Raw genomic sequence first — 13,132 nt, forward strand, 5'->3', positions numbered from 1 at the left:
TCCGGCATTGTCCAGAACGTGGAACCATATGATGTGAGGATCGTCGCCGAGGGGGAGGAGGATGTCCTGAAGGAGTTCCTGAGGGCTATAAACATCCAGGAGAGGCCGATCAGGGTTGAGGAGCTTGAAGTGAGATGGGCAGATGCCACAGGTGAGTTCCAGTACTTCAGGATCCTGAGAGGTGACTGGCAGGAGGAGCTCGGCGAGAGGTTCGATGTCGCGATAAGGTATCTCCACAGAAGCATCGAGCTGGGCGAGCAGAACCTTGCTGTGAGCAAGGAGACTCTGGCAGTGAGCAAGGAGAATCTTGCAGTCAGCAAGGAGACTCTGGGAGTGGTCAAAGAGAACCTTGCAGTGAGCAAAGAGACTCTGGCGGTGAGCAAGGAGAATCTTGCAGTGAGCAAAGAGACTCTGGCGGTGAGCAAGGAGAATCTTGCAGTGAGCAAAGAGACTCTGGGAGTGGTCAAAGAGAACCTTGCAGTCAGCAAGGAGACTCTGGCGGTGAGCAAGGAGAACCTTGCAGTCAGCAAGGAGACTCTGGGAGTGGTCAAAGAGAATCTTGCAGTGAGCAAAGAGACTCTGGCGGTGAGCAGGGAGAACCTGTCCATCGGAAGGATGATGCTCGAGAAACAAGATGCGATGCTGGAGAAGCAGGACGAGGCGATCGAGGAGCTCAGAGGGGTGAGATCCGATCTCCGTGAGTACATGGACAAACGGTTCGCCCGCATTGAGAATGAGATTGCGGAGATCAAGCGAGCGATAAGGGAGCTCGGGGGCAGCTGCATATGACCGTAAAATATATCATATGTGATGAAGGTCTCAGCAGATACTCCGAGGATGGTGGGCAGGATCCCTGGATGCTGTGCCTCTGAATTGTGTATGGCCGGACCAGAGCGCCGGCGGCCTGCAGCCCGGGATCGTGGTCTCTCAGGTCAGGGCTTCGCGGAGGATGGATTTCATGCGTATTGCCATAATCGGTGCCGGATACGTTGGGCTCACGACAGGCGCTGCGCTCGCGTATCTGGGGCACCATGTAACATGTGTGGAGAACGACGGCAGGAAGCTTGCTTCCCTCAAAGGTGGCAGGTGCCCGATCCGGGAGCCTGGGGTGGAGGAGATCATGAGGGATGCGGGGGAGAGGCTGCTCTTCACCGGCGACATCAGTGAGGCTGTGGGCGCGGATGCGATCATGATTGCAGTGGGCACGCCATCACGCGAGGACGGGAGCGCTGATCTGCGATACGTCGAGGGCGTGGCGCGCGAGGTCGCGGAGGCGATGAGGGGTGGGCGGAGGTACACAGTGGTCATGAAGTCGACGGTGCCTGTGGGCACAAACCGGCGCGTGAGGGATATGATCAGAGAGATCCTGAGCGAGCGGGACAGCACGGCTGAGTTCCAGGTCGTCTCCAACCCGGAGTTCCTGAGCGCTGGGCAGGCGCTGCGGGATTTCCTTTATCCAGACAGGATAGTAGTGGGCGTGGATGGCCCAGAGGGTTTGGAGGTGATGCGCAGGATGTACCTGCCGGTTCTGGAGCAGTCGTTCGAGCCGCCTGTCTGGCTCCCGAGGCCGGCGAATTACACCAGACCATCACTGGTTGCTACAGATCCGGCCAGCGCCGAGATGATAAAGTACGCGGCGAATGCGTTTCTAGCTTTAAAGGTCTCATTCATCAACGAGATCGCCGGTCTCTGCGAGGAACAGTCTGATCGATATAGCGAACTCTCGCGGCTCGTCTCATTCATCAACGAGATCGCCGGTCTCTGCGAGAGGGTCGGAGCTGATGTGAGGGAGGTGGCTCGAGGAATCGGGCTCGACCCGAGGATAGGTCCGAGGTTCCTGCAGGCAGGAGCTGGCTGGGGCGGAAGCTGCTTCCCCAAGGATACGGCTGCTCTGATCGCTCTCGGAAGAGATAATGGATACGAGATGCCGATAGTCTCGGCGGCGCGTCTCGTGAACCAGCGGCAGCGCGTGCATATTGTTGATAAACTCGAGGATGCCCTGGACGGTCTTGCCGGAAAGACTGTGGGGGTGCTGGGGATCGCGTTCAAGCCAGGCACTGACGACATCAGGGATGCGCCGTCTCTCGATATCATGCGGCTTCTGAGGGAGAGGGGCGGGCGCGTGAGGGCACATGATCCTGCGGCGATGATGAATGCGCGCGCTGCGCTGGATGGGCTCGATGTCGAGCTATGCGATGACCCGTACATGATGGCGGATGGCGCGGATGCGCTGCTCCTTGTTACAGAATGGCCGGAGTACAGGGATCTGGATCTCAGGCGCGTGGCCACGTCCATGAGAAATCCTGTGCTGCTGGACGGCCGAAACCACCTCGATCCTGAGAAGGCAAGGAGAGCCGGGCTGAGATACATCGGAGTGGGAAGATGAGAGCGCTGGTCAATGGGGGCACGACATGCGCATCCTGATCTTCGGCGCTGAGGGGCAGCTCGGCACAGAGCTGTGCAGGGTTCTGGGGCATCATGATTTAGCTCCCTTCTCTCACATAGAGGCGGACGTTGCAGATCTGGGTGCTGTTTTAAGGCAGACGGAGCGCATCAGGCCTGACGTCATCATAAACTCTGCTGCATACACAGATGTCGATGGATGCGAGTCTGCCCGGGATAAAGCGGTTCTCGTGAACGCAATTGGCGCCAGAAATGCTGCAATCGCAGCCCGCAGGTCTGGGGCGAAGTTTGTGCACATCAGCACGGATTACGTCTTCGACGGGAAAAAGGATGTGCCTTACGTTGAGTACGACCTGCCGAATCCGCTAAACGTCTACGGCTGGTCGAAGCTTCTTGGAGAGAGAATGGTTTTAGAGCAGAATCCAGACAGCTTCATACTCAGAGTGGCCTGGCTTTATGGTCCTGCGGGCAGAAACTTCGTGAAGACCATGCTCTCGCTCGCGCGAGCAAGAGATGAGCTCAGGGTTGTAAATGACCAGCGGGGCACACCGACGTTCGCGGGCGATGTCGCGAATCAGATCGATCTGCTCATCGAAACTGAGAGCTATGGTTTATACCACTGCACATCCCAGGGAGAATGCACCTGGTATGAGTTCGCAGTTGAGATATTCCGGCTTCTCGGCATGGATCTCAGGGTGGTGCCTGTGAGCACCTCTGAGTTCCCGCGGCCTGCAAGGCGTCCTGCGAACTCTGTTCTGGATAACCTTCTTTTGCGAGTTCAGGGCATGGATATCATGCCGCACTGGAGGGATTCTTTGAGGGACCACATAAGTGAGGTGGCTGGGCGGGTATGAAGGCGCTTGTTCTCTCAGGAGGGAAGGGCACGCGGCTGCGGCCGCTAACGTACACGATGACGAAGCAGCTCGTGCCGGTGGCAAACAGGCCGATACTCCATTACGCGATGGATCAGATCAGGAGCGCGGGCATAGAGGACGTCGGGGTGATCATAGCCCCCGAGACGGGTGAGCAGGTGAAGGAGTCACTGGCTTCAAACCCCTGGAACTTCAACCTCGAGTTCATACCGCAGGACGCGCCCAGAGGGCTTGCGCACGCGGTGAAGGTCGCCCAGGACTTTCTGGAGGACGACCCGTTCCTCATGTACCTAGGCGACAACCTGATCGGGGAGAGCATCGTCCCGTTCGTCAGGGATTTTGAGAGTGGCGGATCAGATGCGATGATACTCCTGAAGGAGGTCGAGGATCCCAGGATGTTCGGGGTCGCGGAGGTCGATGAGTCAGGGAACGTGCGGCGGCTCGTGGAGAAGCCGAAGGATCCGCCATCGAACCTTGCCCTCGTCGGCGTTTACCTCTTCTCCCCGGCGATTCATGATGCAGTATCTGAGATCAAACCGTCCTGGAGGGGGGAGCTCGAGATCACGGATGCGATCCAGCGGCTCCTCGATAAGGGATTGAGGGTGAAAAGCTACATACTCAGGAGATGGTGGCTCGACACGGGCAAGAAGGACGACCTGCTTGAGGCGAACCGCGTTGTCCTGGACGAGCTCGTGGACGAGGACATCCAGGGTGAGATCGACGGCATGAGCAGGGTCGTGGGCAGGGTATCTCTCGCGAGGGGCGCGCGTGTTATCGAGAGCACGGTCCGGGGGCCCGCGGTCATAGGCGAGGGCGCTGTGATAAGGGGATCGTTCATAGGCCCGTACACAAGCATCGGTCGGGGATGTGTTGTGGAGAGCTCAGCGATCGAGCACTCCGTGGTCCTGGATGGTGTGGTGATCAGAAACATAGACAGGCTCGAGGACAGTGTTATCGGGAGGAACACTGTTGTCTCCAGGGAGAGGATGAACAGCCAGGCCCTGAGGCTGATGATAGGAGACGACGCAGAGGTGAGGTTCTGATGCCGTTCAGCTTCAAGAGACTTGAGATTTATGATGTGATTCTGATCGAGCCCAGGGTATTCAGGGACGAGCGCGGGTTCTTCATGGAGAGCTACAAGCACTCGGAGTTCGCAGCGTTCGGAATAAAAGAGAGGTTCGTCCAGGACAACCACTCGCGCTCGAGAAGGGGTGTTCTGAGGGGGCTTCACTACCAGAACCCGCCGAGGGCTCAGGGTAAGCTCGTTCGCGCTGTGAGTGGCGAGATATTCGATGTCGCTGTGGATATCAGGAGGGGCTCGCCGACGTACGGGAGATGGGTTGGCGTTAATCTCTCCGAGGAGAACATGAGGATGCTCTACATACCCCCTGGATTCGCCCATGGTTTCATGACGCTCAGCGATGTGGCCGATGTCATGTACAAGACCACGGAGGAGTACTCGCCGGAGCATGAGGCCGGGATCATATGGAACGATCCCGGGATCGGGATTGAGTGGCCGGTGTCCAGACCGGTGCTCTCGCCAAGAGATGCGAAATGGCCTGGCCTGCGGGACGCTGTGAACGGTTTTGTTTATGAGGGGAGATGATGAGGCTACTGGTCACTGGCGGCTGCGGGTTCATAGGGAGCAACTTCATACATTACGCGCTCAGGGAGCATGACGACTGGGAGGTCGTGAATCTTGACAGGCTGACGTACGCCGGGAACCCTGCGAACCTTAGTGATATCGAGGGGGATGAGAGGTACAGGTTTGTGAGGGGGGATATCGCGGACAGGGATCTTGTGGATGGTCTCTTCAGGGATGGGCTGGACGCGGTGGTGAACTTCGCGGCTGAGACCCATGTTGACAGGAGCATCCTCGACCCATCGCCGTTCATAGATACGAACGTGAGGGGCACGCAGGTGCTGCTCGAGGCAGCGAGGAATCACGATGTGGGGAGGTTCGTTCACATATCCACAGACGAGGTCTACGGGTCCGTGACTGAGGGAAGGTTCACAGAGGACTCGCCGCTGAGGCCTAACAGCCCGTATGCGGCGAGCAAGGCAGCCGCAGATCTTCTCTGCAGGGCGTACCACATCTCCTACGGCGTGCCTGTGATGGTCACGCGGAGCTCGAACAACTACGGTCCGTACCAGTTCCCTGAGAAGCTCATACCGCTGATGATAAGAAACGCTCTGGCTGGAATGGATCTTCCTGTCTATGGAGAGGGCGCGCAGGTCCGGGACTGGCTCTACGTGGAGGACAACTGCAGGGCGATCGGGATGGTGCTCATGAAGGGCAGGCCCGGGGAGATCTACAACATCGGGGGTGGATCTGAGAGGAGGAACATCGAGGTTGTGGAGATGATCTGCAGGGTGCTTGGAGAAAGATTGAATAGAGATCCTGAGGATTTTAAGAGACTGATAAAGCACATCCGCGATCCCAGGGGCGCGGCCCATGATTTCAGGTACGCGCTCGAGTGCTCTAAGATGAGAGGGCTCGGCTGGATGCCGCAGGTCACGTTCGAGGATGGGCTGGCCCGGACTGTGGACTGGTATCTTGCGAACCAGGACTGGGTCGAGGGCGTGATAACAGGGGAGTACCTGGAGTACTGCCGGAGGGTGTATGGAGTCAGATGAAACAGAGGAGCAGAATGCGAGGATCCGGATCAGCGGAAGACCAGATCTCGATGTGGGTTGTGGGTTATTGAGTACTGGGGTGGTATCATCTAACAAGCCTGCCTTTGGAGAGTCCGGAGTGGCCAACGACAGGAGGCTCAAGATCCTGCACATCGCCGGATGGTATCCTTCCAAGAAGGACCCTGTGGCTGGTGTTTTCGTGCTGGAGCATGTAAAGGCGACCGGTCTTTACAACGATGTTGCTGTCCTCTACGCCGAAGGTATTGACAAGGAAATCCGCAGTTTCTACCAGATCGAGGACAATATGGAAGATGGCATTCGTACGCTGCGTGTGCGGTACCGCAAGTCCCCGATCCCCAAGACCACTTACTTCATTTATCTGTGGACTATGTTCGCTGCCTTTCGAAAACTTTTGCGTGAGGGATGGTGGCCGGATGTAATCCACGCGCATGTGTATTCAGCTGGTGTACCTGCAGTGCTGCTTGGAAAGCGCTACTGCATCCCCGTGGTGATAACCGAGCACTTTTCCGGCTTTCCGCGGGGGATGGTGCGCGGGGTAAGTCGGCTGATGGCCAAGTTCGCCTTCGAGCGTGCAGCGCTGGTCTGCCCGGTCAGCGAAGATTTAAGGGGTCACATAGAACGTTTGGGGATAAGAGCCCGGTTTCTGGTGGTCCCCAACGTGGTGGACACTTCCCTCTTTTTCCCGCCGCAGGAGACGGCGCGTGGCAGGGACGGGAGGAAGCGCCTGCTTACCGTGGCTCATTTGGGCCCGATTAAGGGCATTCCCTATCTTCTGGAAGCCCTGGCTATTCTCAGGGCGAAACGGTCGGACTTCGTCCTGGACATCGTCGGCGACGGTCCTCAGCGGGCCGAATATGAGGAGCTTGCCAGGCGGCTGGGCCTGCAGGATCTTGTTCGGTTCCATGGTCGTCTGAAGAAGCCGGAGATCGCCGAGTTCATGCGCAGGGCAGACCTGTTCGTATTACCCAGTGTGTGGGAGAACCTGCCCTGCGTGATCATCGAGGCCATGGCCTCCGGATTGCCGGTTGTAGCAACCAGCGTCGGCGGCATTCCCGAGATAGTGAACGACGAGGTGGGCAGGCTGGTTCCGCCTAAGGACGCTGGAGCGCTTGCCGAGGCCATAACCGATGTGCTCGCGTGTTCGGGCCGGTACGAGGCACATAGGCTAGCATTCTACGCAAGGGAGCGCTTTTCCTACAAGGTAGTAGGAAGGATGCTATCTGAGGTGTACCAAACTGTGCAAGCTACCGCTGAGAGGTCTACTAGAGGTGCATGATGAACCCGAAGATCCAACTACCTAACGTACCCATCCTTATTGGACGACAAGACTTTGTCGCTTCCCGATGCAACGGGAAGAAGGTCCTACATATCGGTTGTGTCGATAGCGGTCTGCTACGCGAACGTTTTCAGTGAGGAAAGCTAATGCATCAACAATTATCAACAGTGGCAGCCGAGTTGTGGGGCGTCGATGTCGACGCTGAGGGCATCGCTTTTCTACGAAATCAGGGCTTTGACCACCTCATTGTAGGGGACGTGTGTAACCTAGATCGCATCCAAGAGCTTCAGGGCGAGGTCTTTGACGTCATAGTTGCGAGCGAGGTCCTAGAGCACCTAGTAAACCCTGGCCTTTTCCTTACAGCGGTGAAGAACGCGATGGTTCCAGGGCGTACAGAGCTAATCGTTACTGTCCCTAACGCGTTCCGTGTATCAACGCTAATCCAGTTGTTACGCGGAATAGAATACGTTCACCCGGATCATAATTATTGGTTCTCGTATGCTACACTCACGGGCCTTCTAAAGAAGACCGGGTTCGAGATAAGAGAGGTATACGTGTATTCCTTTGAGTCGGCTCAGATTCTTCCGCGGCGAATCGGCAAATTCGTTAAAAGGGATGACTCGGGTATAGCACCACATGTCAAGAAGAGTCGCAACCGTTCCGCTGTTTGGACCCAAATGCTGGGTTATTTAAGATCACTACCAAGGCGGCTGCTTGTCGGCGCCCTGTACAGGCGCACCCCCTTTTGGGCCGATGGCATCATTGTGATCGCCACAAGGCCCAAGAACGAGGCATAGGGGAGTTGGATGGGCTTGAGTAGCGGTCAGTTTGTCAAAGAAACCACGGCTACGTTTGTCACGGGCGTCATAAACCTGGCGTTGGGACTGGGGACTTCCGTCATCCTGGCGAGGGCGCTGGGGCCGGAGGGGCAGGGAATCTATGCGCTGGCCACATTGCTAGCCGCGCTTATCGTAATCTTCGGCGATTTGGGGATCAGCCCCGCTACCGTCTACTTCGTGGCCCAGGCGGAGTTCCGCCGCCAGGAGATTCTGGGAAACAACGTCCTCCTTAGCCTGGGGACTGGTGGCCTGGGGGTTGTAGCCGGGCTGGTGGTAGTCCTCTTTTTCCGGGAAAGCCTTTTCCCCAACGTGGCCGCGCCCTTACTCCTGCTGGCCCTACCTCTGGTTCCGGTGGAGCTCTTCTTCTCCTACACCCAGTACGTGCTCCTGGGGATCCAGCGAGTAGCGGATTTCAACTATGTCCGGGTGGTGCAATCGGCAGTCCTCATGGCGTTTATCGCCCTTGCCCTCTTGGGCATGAAGGCCGGGGTGACCGGAGCCATCCTGGCCGGGTTGTTTGCCTACCTGGTTGCTGCCATCCTAGTCTTTCGTCTGGCCGTAAAAGCGGCTGGAGGCGTCGATCTCAAGCCAAACCCCTCCTACATAAGACAGGCGACTGCGTACGGTGTGCAGGCGCATCTGTCCAACATTCTCGGCTTCCTCAACTACCGGGTGGACATGTTCATGGTCAACTGGTTCCTCGGACCGGCGGCTGTGGGCCTTTACACCGTAGGAGTGGGGATGGTGGAAAAACTTTGGATGACCTCGCAGGCAGCCAGCACTGTCCTCTTCCCCCGGGTGGCAGCAGAGACTAACGAAGAGAGGCGAAAGGGTCTTACGCCTTTGGTGGCCCGCACCGTGCTCTGGACAACCGCTCTCGGAGCCTTACTATTGGCAATCCTCAGCCGTTGGATTGTACTTCTGCTTTATTCCGAGGCTTTTTTGCCAGCTGTGGGTGCACTCCAGGCATTATTAGTGGGTATTGTGGCGCTCAGCGCAGCACGCGTGCTGGCCAACGACATCTCCGGACGGGGCTTCCCAGGGTTGAACATCTACACCGGAATAGCCGCTGTGACCGCCAATGTGGCCTTGAATTTGCTATGGATTCCCCGTTATGGAATTGCTGGTGCAGCCTGGGCCTCGACGGTTTCCTATATGGTTTTGTTTCTCAGCACCATTTTCTTCTACTGTCGTCTTTCCGGCAACCAGTGGACGGTGGTACTCTTTCCCCAGCGTGAGGACTGGGAATTATACTGGAAGATGGGCAAGGCTTTTTATAATTGGGCGTTGGCCAAAGTGAGAGTGGTATTATAATAAGTTCGAGTAGGTAAACAAATCTTGGCATTCATCCGTCAAAACGCATGGGTGATTTAAATAATGGCGAAGCCGGGGGCACGGTAATGGTAACAGTCTCCGTCATCCTCTTCCCAATCACGCGCATGTGGTGGGCCGGGCGATACGCAGCGTGCTTGAGCAGGCATACGAGGACTTCGAGTTCACCGTGGTTGACGACGGCTCCAGGGACAGGACCGAGGAGGTGGTCAGGAGTTTCGACGACCCGCGCATCTGCCACATCTGCCACGAGCAGAACCGCTGCCGGCAGAATGACCGATAGCTTCTGCATGTGTAAAGGATCAAGTCAAGGCTGTTATGGTTTACCAGGATGGGATCTGAGTACAAGCGAGGCAATAAAGAGCAACGCTCTTATGTGCGTAGCAACTTGCAGAGCATGCAATGTGGTCGCTGAAAGCATTCATTTGTCGAAACGAACGCATAGCATGACCCCTGCTCCTTCGGGCAAGTCATCAAATGGATAAGAGCGAAGAGCAAATACGGTGGAGAGAGGTATTTAAGTTATGAAAATCTTGATTGTTAGTGCTTATTTCCCACCCCAGAATTCAATAGCATCTCTCCGGCCATATTCGTGGGCTAAGTATTTTTCACAAGCGGGACATGATGTGACAGTATTAACTACAGAAAAAAAAGAAGAACCAAATAGCTTAAAACTGGATTGCACATCTTTTAAAGTTATAGAGGTACCACTGAAAATACCATTTATGAAAAGCTGGCGTATGTATAAAGAAAGATCTAACGCAAATGCAGATATTAAAACCACAATAAAATATAAAATATTACTATATTTAAAAACAATATACAACAAACTTTCACAGTCTACCGGTTGTTTCTATGCATGCCGTTATCCTGACTGGCATGATGCATGGGCAGGTAAAGCTTTTAAGTTGGTAAATGACGAAGTTTGGGATGTTGTTATTTCCACTGGGGGGCCATATTCGGTTCACAGGATTGGACTAAACTTAAAAAAAGATAAAAAGGCAAAAAAATGGGTTGTTGACTGGCGGGACCTGTGGACCAGGAATCATATATATAGTGGTTTAAAAATATTCCATCCAATAGAAAAGCATTTAGAACACCAGTTTCATGCCCATGCGGATCTAATAACTACTGTATCGGAAGGCCTGGCAGATACGTTACGACAAATGACATCGACGAGGGTGGAGGTGATCTATAATGGATACGATCCCGATGATTATAAAAATATTGTAAAAATTCCAAGAAAAAACAATAAGAGATATGAAATTGTCTACACTGGAACAATCTATAGAAAATTTCGAGACCCTGCGCCGTTATTCCGAGCGGTTGGAGAACTGGCAGCAGAAAAAAAATTGAGCCCAGATAATTTACATATAACATTTGCTGGCCATAAAAGCGCTGATCTATCTGATATGGCAAAAGCTTATGGCATTAATGATTACTTTACCTATGCAGGATTTTTACCAAGGGAGGAGGCACTTCTCCTGCAATACAATGCTGATGCATGTTTATTCCTGGAATACAACAATCCTTCTGTGAAAGGTGTTCTAACAGGAAAATTATTTGAATATTTATATATAGCAAATTATATACTGGCTATAGGAGTGGCTGAAAATAGCGAGGCGGGAGCTCTGATTAAAAAAACCAACTCAGGCGTTTGTCTCGGAAATGATATAAATAAAATAAAGAATTATATATTGAATATAGTAGAGAATAAAAATTATAATAGTATTGCTATTAAGAAAAACTTCTCTGTGATCAAACAATTTGAGAGAAAAAGGCAAGCTATGAAACTTCTAGAATTGCTGGAAAATAGACCTGCATGAATAATTCGGACGCTCTTATCCATATGATGACTTGCCAGAAGAGGCACAGCTATGCATTCTTGGATAATGAATCGCTCTTATCCATTTGATGACTTGTCTGAAGGAGCAGAGGTCATGCTATGCGTTCGTTTCGACTTACCTTCGACTGCATCGAAGGCGTGGCAATGAATGCTTTCAGCGACCACATTGCAAGCTCTGCAAGTTGCTACGCACATAAGAGCGATGCGAAATACTATAATCTCCACCCGCATAAACGCAGAGTGTTCCCAATGTCAACCACAGAGCCACCCCGGTCATCTTCATTCGCCACCGACGTCCTCACACTCGTCGGCGGTACGGTCCTCGCTCAGGCGATTGCGATCCTGGCCTCACCGCTGCTCACGCGTCTGTACAGCCCGGCTGACTTCGGGCTCTACGCTCTTTTCCTCTCGGTGACTGGCATACTCTCAGTCGTGGCCTGCCTCCGTTATGATCTGGCGATCATGCTCCCGGAGAGGGATGAGGAGGCAGCGAACGTCGTAACCCTGAGCATCGCCCTGGCCGCGTGCACGAGCCTTCTCACCATACCGATACTTTGGCTCGCCTGGGCCCCAATGCTCTCGCTTCTCAACGCTCCCAAGCTGGAGCCAAATCTCTGGATGGTGCCGGTGGCTGTATTCCTAGGCGGAGCATTCAACGCGCTGAACTACTGGAACTCCAGAACGAGGCAATTCAAGCGACTGTCGATTTCACGGGCCATCAGCTCTGTAACGACCACAGGAGCGCAGATAGGGGCAGGGCTGGCAGGACACGCGACAGGGGGCAGCATGATTGGCGGAAGTATAGCCGGATTGCTGCTATCTGCCCTGTTTCTTGGTGCGAAGATATGGGATAATCTCAAGCACATCAGAAAAAGCATATGCAGAGCAGAGGTAATCAAAGGTCTAAAACGATACCGCAAGTTTCCGTTAATAGATACATGGTCAGGGCTCTTGAATTCGATTTCCTACCAGTTGCCGGTATTTTTCCTATCAGCATTCTTTTCAGCCGAAGTTGTGGGCTATTACACACTTACCAACAGAGTTTTGCAGATGCCGATGTCCTTAATAGGCTCTGCTGTAGCTCAGGTCTTTTTCCAGCGTGCAGTGGTGGCAAACGCCAGGCGCACTATGTCAGCAGTTGTAGAGAACACCTTTACTCACTTGATGATGATTGGACTTTATCCCATCCTAATTATCCTTTTGATTGGCGAGGATGTTTTTAGATTTTTTTTTAGTAGCGCTTGGGCCGAGGCTGGAGTCTATGCACAGATATTAGCCTTATGGATATTATTCGTTTTTGTAACCTCACCATTGAGTACCATGTTTGCAGTATTTGAAAGACAGGAGACGTTTTTATTAATAAATATTTTATTATTTATTGCGCGAGCCGCAACCTTGACCCTAGGTGGACTTATGGGAAATGCGAGGTTTGCTCTAGTCCTCTATGCATTGGTGAGTTTGATTTTCTGGGTCTATATGTGCATCTGGATCTTAAACAGATCAAAGGTTTCTTTAGAGGTAATCATATGGAGATCTTTGATATACCTTCTTTATAGTCTTCCGGCGGCGATATGTATCGTAATTTCAAAATATTTTCTGCATTTGACACCGTCATATCTGATTCTAATATCCTTGATAGGTGTAATTATCTATTATATCTGCAGTATCAAGCAAGATGATATACTTAATAACTATTTTTAAATTTATTTTAAAATTGAGTACCTCGCAGCTTGCTGCGGGGTGAGTGTGCCGTAATTTGACTAGTGCTCCATAACAAAATGTTTTAACCATTGCGTTGATCTATCCAGACTATGGGTAGAAAGAGAGTTCATGAAGTGAGTTTGAAAGAAGGCGAACGAGATGAGCTTGAGAGTTTCATCAGGAAGGGTAAAGCCTCAGCGAGGAG

General features: G+C 53.3%; 12 protein-coding genes. All 12 read left to right on the forward strand.

The features are described 5' to 3' along the window. Positions 1-789 (forward strand): acylphosphatase (locus QHG98_01565; protein MDH7596420.1); only part of this gene is annotated, 789 nt, incomplete at its 5' end. A gap of 73 nt (positions 790-862) precedes the next feature. Beyond that, positions 863-2,386 carry a UDP-glucose/GDP-mannose dehydrogenase family protein gene (locus QHG98_01570; protein ID MDH7596421.1) on the forward strand — a complete coding sequence of 508 codons (1,524 nt, stop codon included), beginning with the start codon at positions 863-865 and terminating at the stop codon, positions 2,384-2,386. 25 nt (positions 2,387-2,411) lie between these two features. Beyond that, positions 2,412-3,257 (forward strand): dTDP-4-dehydrorhamnose reductase, encoded by an 846-nt coding sequence (gene rfbD / locus QHG98_01575; GenBank protein MDH7596422.1) that lies wholly within the window; start codon positions 2,412-2,414, stop codon positions 3,255-3,257. Next, positions 3,254-4,318, forward strand: a complete 1,065-nt coding sequence (locus QHG98_01580) for a glucose-1-phosphate thymidylyltransferase (protein ID MDH7596423.1) — start codon at positions 3,254-3,256, stop codon at positions 4,316-4,318. Before rfbD ends, QHG98_01580 begins: the two co-directional genes overlap by 4 nt. Then, positions 4,318-4,881 carry a dTDP-4-dehydrorhamnose 3,5-epimerase gene (gene rfbC / locus QHG98_01585; protein ID MDH7596424.1) on the forward strand — a complete coding sequence of 188 codons (564 nt, stop codon included), beginning with the start codon at positions 4,318-4,320 and terminating at the stop codon, positions 4,879-4,881. Before QHG98_01580 ends, rfbC begins: the two co-directional genes overlap by 1 nt. Continuing rightward, complete coding sequence (rfbB, locus tag QHG98_01590) at positions 4,881-5,912, forward strand: dTDP-glucose 4,6-dehydratase (protein ID MDH7596425.1); 1,032 nt, start codon at positions 4,881-4,883, stop codon at positions 5,910-5,912. Before rfbC ends, rfbB begins: the two co-directional genes overlap by 1 nt. Further along, on the forward strand, positions 5,899-7,209 hold the full coding sequence (locus tag QHG98_01595) for a glycosyltransferase (protein ID MDH7596426.1): 1,311 nt from the start codon (positions 5,899-5,901) through the stop codon (positions 7,207-7,209). The genes rfbB and QHG98_01595 overlap by 14 nt, the downstream gene beginning before the upstream one ends. 146 nt (positions 7,210-7,355) lie before the next feature. Beyond that, a complete protein-coding gene (locus QHG98_01600; protein MDH7596427.1) occupies positions 7,356-8,006 on the forward strand; it encodes a methyltransferase domain-containing protein in 651 nt (216 codons plus the stop codon). Positions 8,007-8,015: 9 nt separating this feature from the next. Then, a complete protein-coding gene (locus QHG98_01605) occupies positions 8,016-9,362 on the forward strand; it encodes a flippase (protein ID MDH7596428.1) in 1,347 nt (448 codons plus the stop codon). A 127-nt stretch (positions 9,363-9,489) separates the two neighbouring features. Next, on the forward strand, positions 9,490-9,663 hold the full coding sequence (locus QHG98_01610) for a glycosyltransferase family A protein (protein MDH7596429.1): 174 nt from the start codon (positions 9,490-9,492) through the stop codon (positions 9,661-9,663). A 241-nt stretch (positions 9,664-9,904) separates the two neighbouring features. Then, complete coding sequence (locus QHG98_01615) at positions 9,905-11,206, forward strand: glycosyltransferase (GenBank protein MDH7596430.1); 1,302 nt, start codon at positions 9,905-9,907, stop codon at positions 11,204-11,206. 119 nt (positions 11,207-11,325) lie between these two features. Next, the gene (locus tag QHG98_01620; protein MDH7596431.1) at positions 11,326-12,927 is read left to right on the forward strand and encodes a lipopolysaccharide biosynthesis protein; all 1,602 of its coding nucleotides are present in this window, start codon (positions 11,326-11,328) and stop codon (positions 12,925-12,927) included. The last annotated feature ends 205 nt before the right edge of the window (positions 12,928-13,132 follow it).

This window comes from Methanothrix sp., assembly GCA_029907715.1.
In the GTDB taxonomy this organism is placed as follows: Archaea; Halobacteriota; Methanosarcinia; order Methanotrichales; family Methanotrichaceae; genus Methanothrix_B.

What these genes read in the sequence shown, in the direction of transcription:
- QHG98_01600 (MDH7596427.1), top strand. Translation starts at nt 7,356, where the DNA reads ATGCATCAACAATTATCAACAGTGGCAGCCGAGTTGTGGGGCGTCGAT.
- rfbC (MDH7596424.1), top strand. Translation starts at nt 4,318, where the DNA reads ATGCCGTTCAGCTTCAAGAGACTTGAGATTTATGATGTGATTCTGATC.
- QHG98_01615 (MDH7596430.1), top strand. Translation starts at nt 9,905, where the DNA reads ATGAAAATCTTGATTGTTAGTGCTTATTTCCCACCCCAGAATTCAATA.
- QHG98_01595 (MDH7596426.1), top strand. Translation starts at nt 5,899, where the DNA reads ATGGAGTCAGATGAAACAGAGGAGCAGAATGCGAGGATCCGGATCAGC.
- rfbB (MDH7596425.1), top strand. Translation starts at nt 4,881, where the DNA reads ATGAGGCTACTGGTCACTGGCGGCTGCGGGTTCATAGGGAGCAACTTC.
- QHG98_01620 (MDH7596431.1), top strand. Translation starts at nt 11,326, where the DNA reads ATGCGTTCGTTTCGACTTACCTTCGACTGCATCGAAGGCGTGGCAATG.
- QHG98_01580 (MDH7596423.1), top strand. Translation starts at nt 3,254, where the DNA reads ATGAAGGCGCTTGTTCTCTCAGGAGGGAAGGGCACGCGGCTGCGGCCG.
- QHG98_01605 (MDH7596428.1), top strand. Translation starts at nt 8,016, where the DNA reads ATGGGCTTGAGTAGCGGTCAGTTTGTCAAAGAAACCACGGCTACGTTT.
- rfbD (MDH7596422.1), top strand. Translation starts at nt 2,412, where the DNA reads ATGCGCATCCTGATCTTCGGCGCTGAGGGGCAGCTCGGCACAGAGCTG.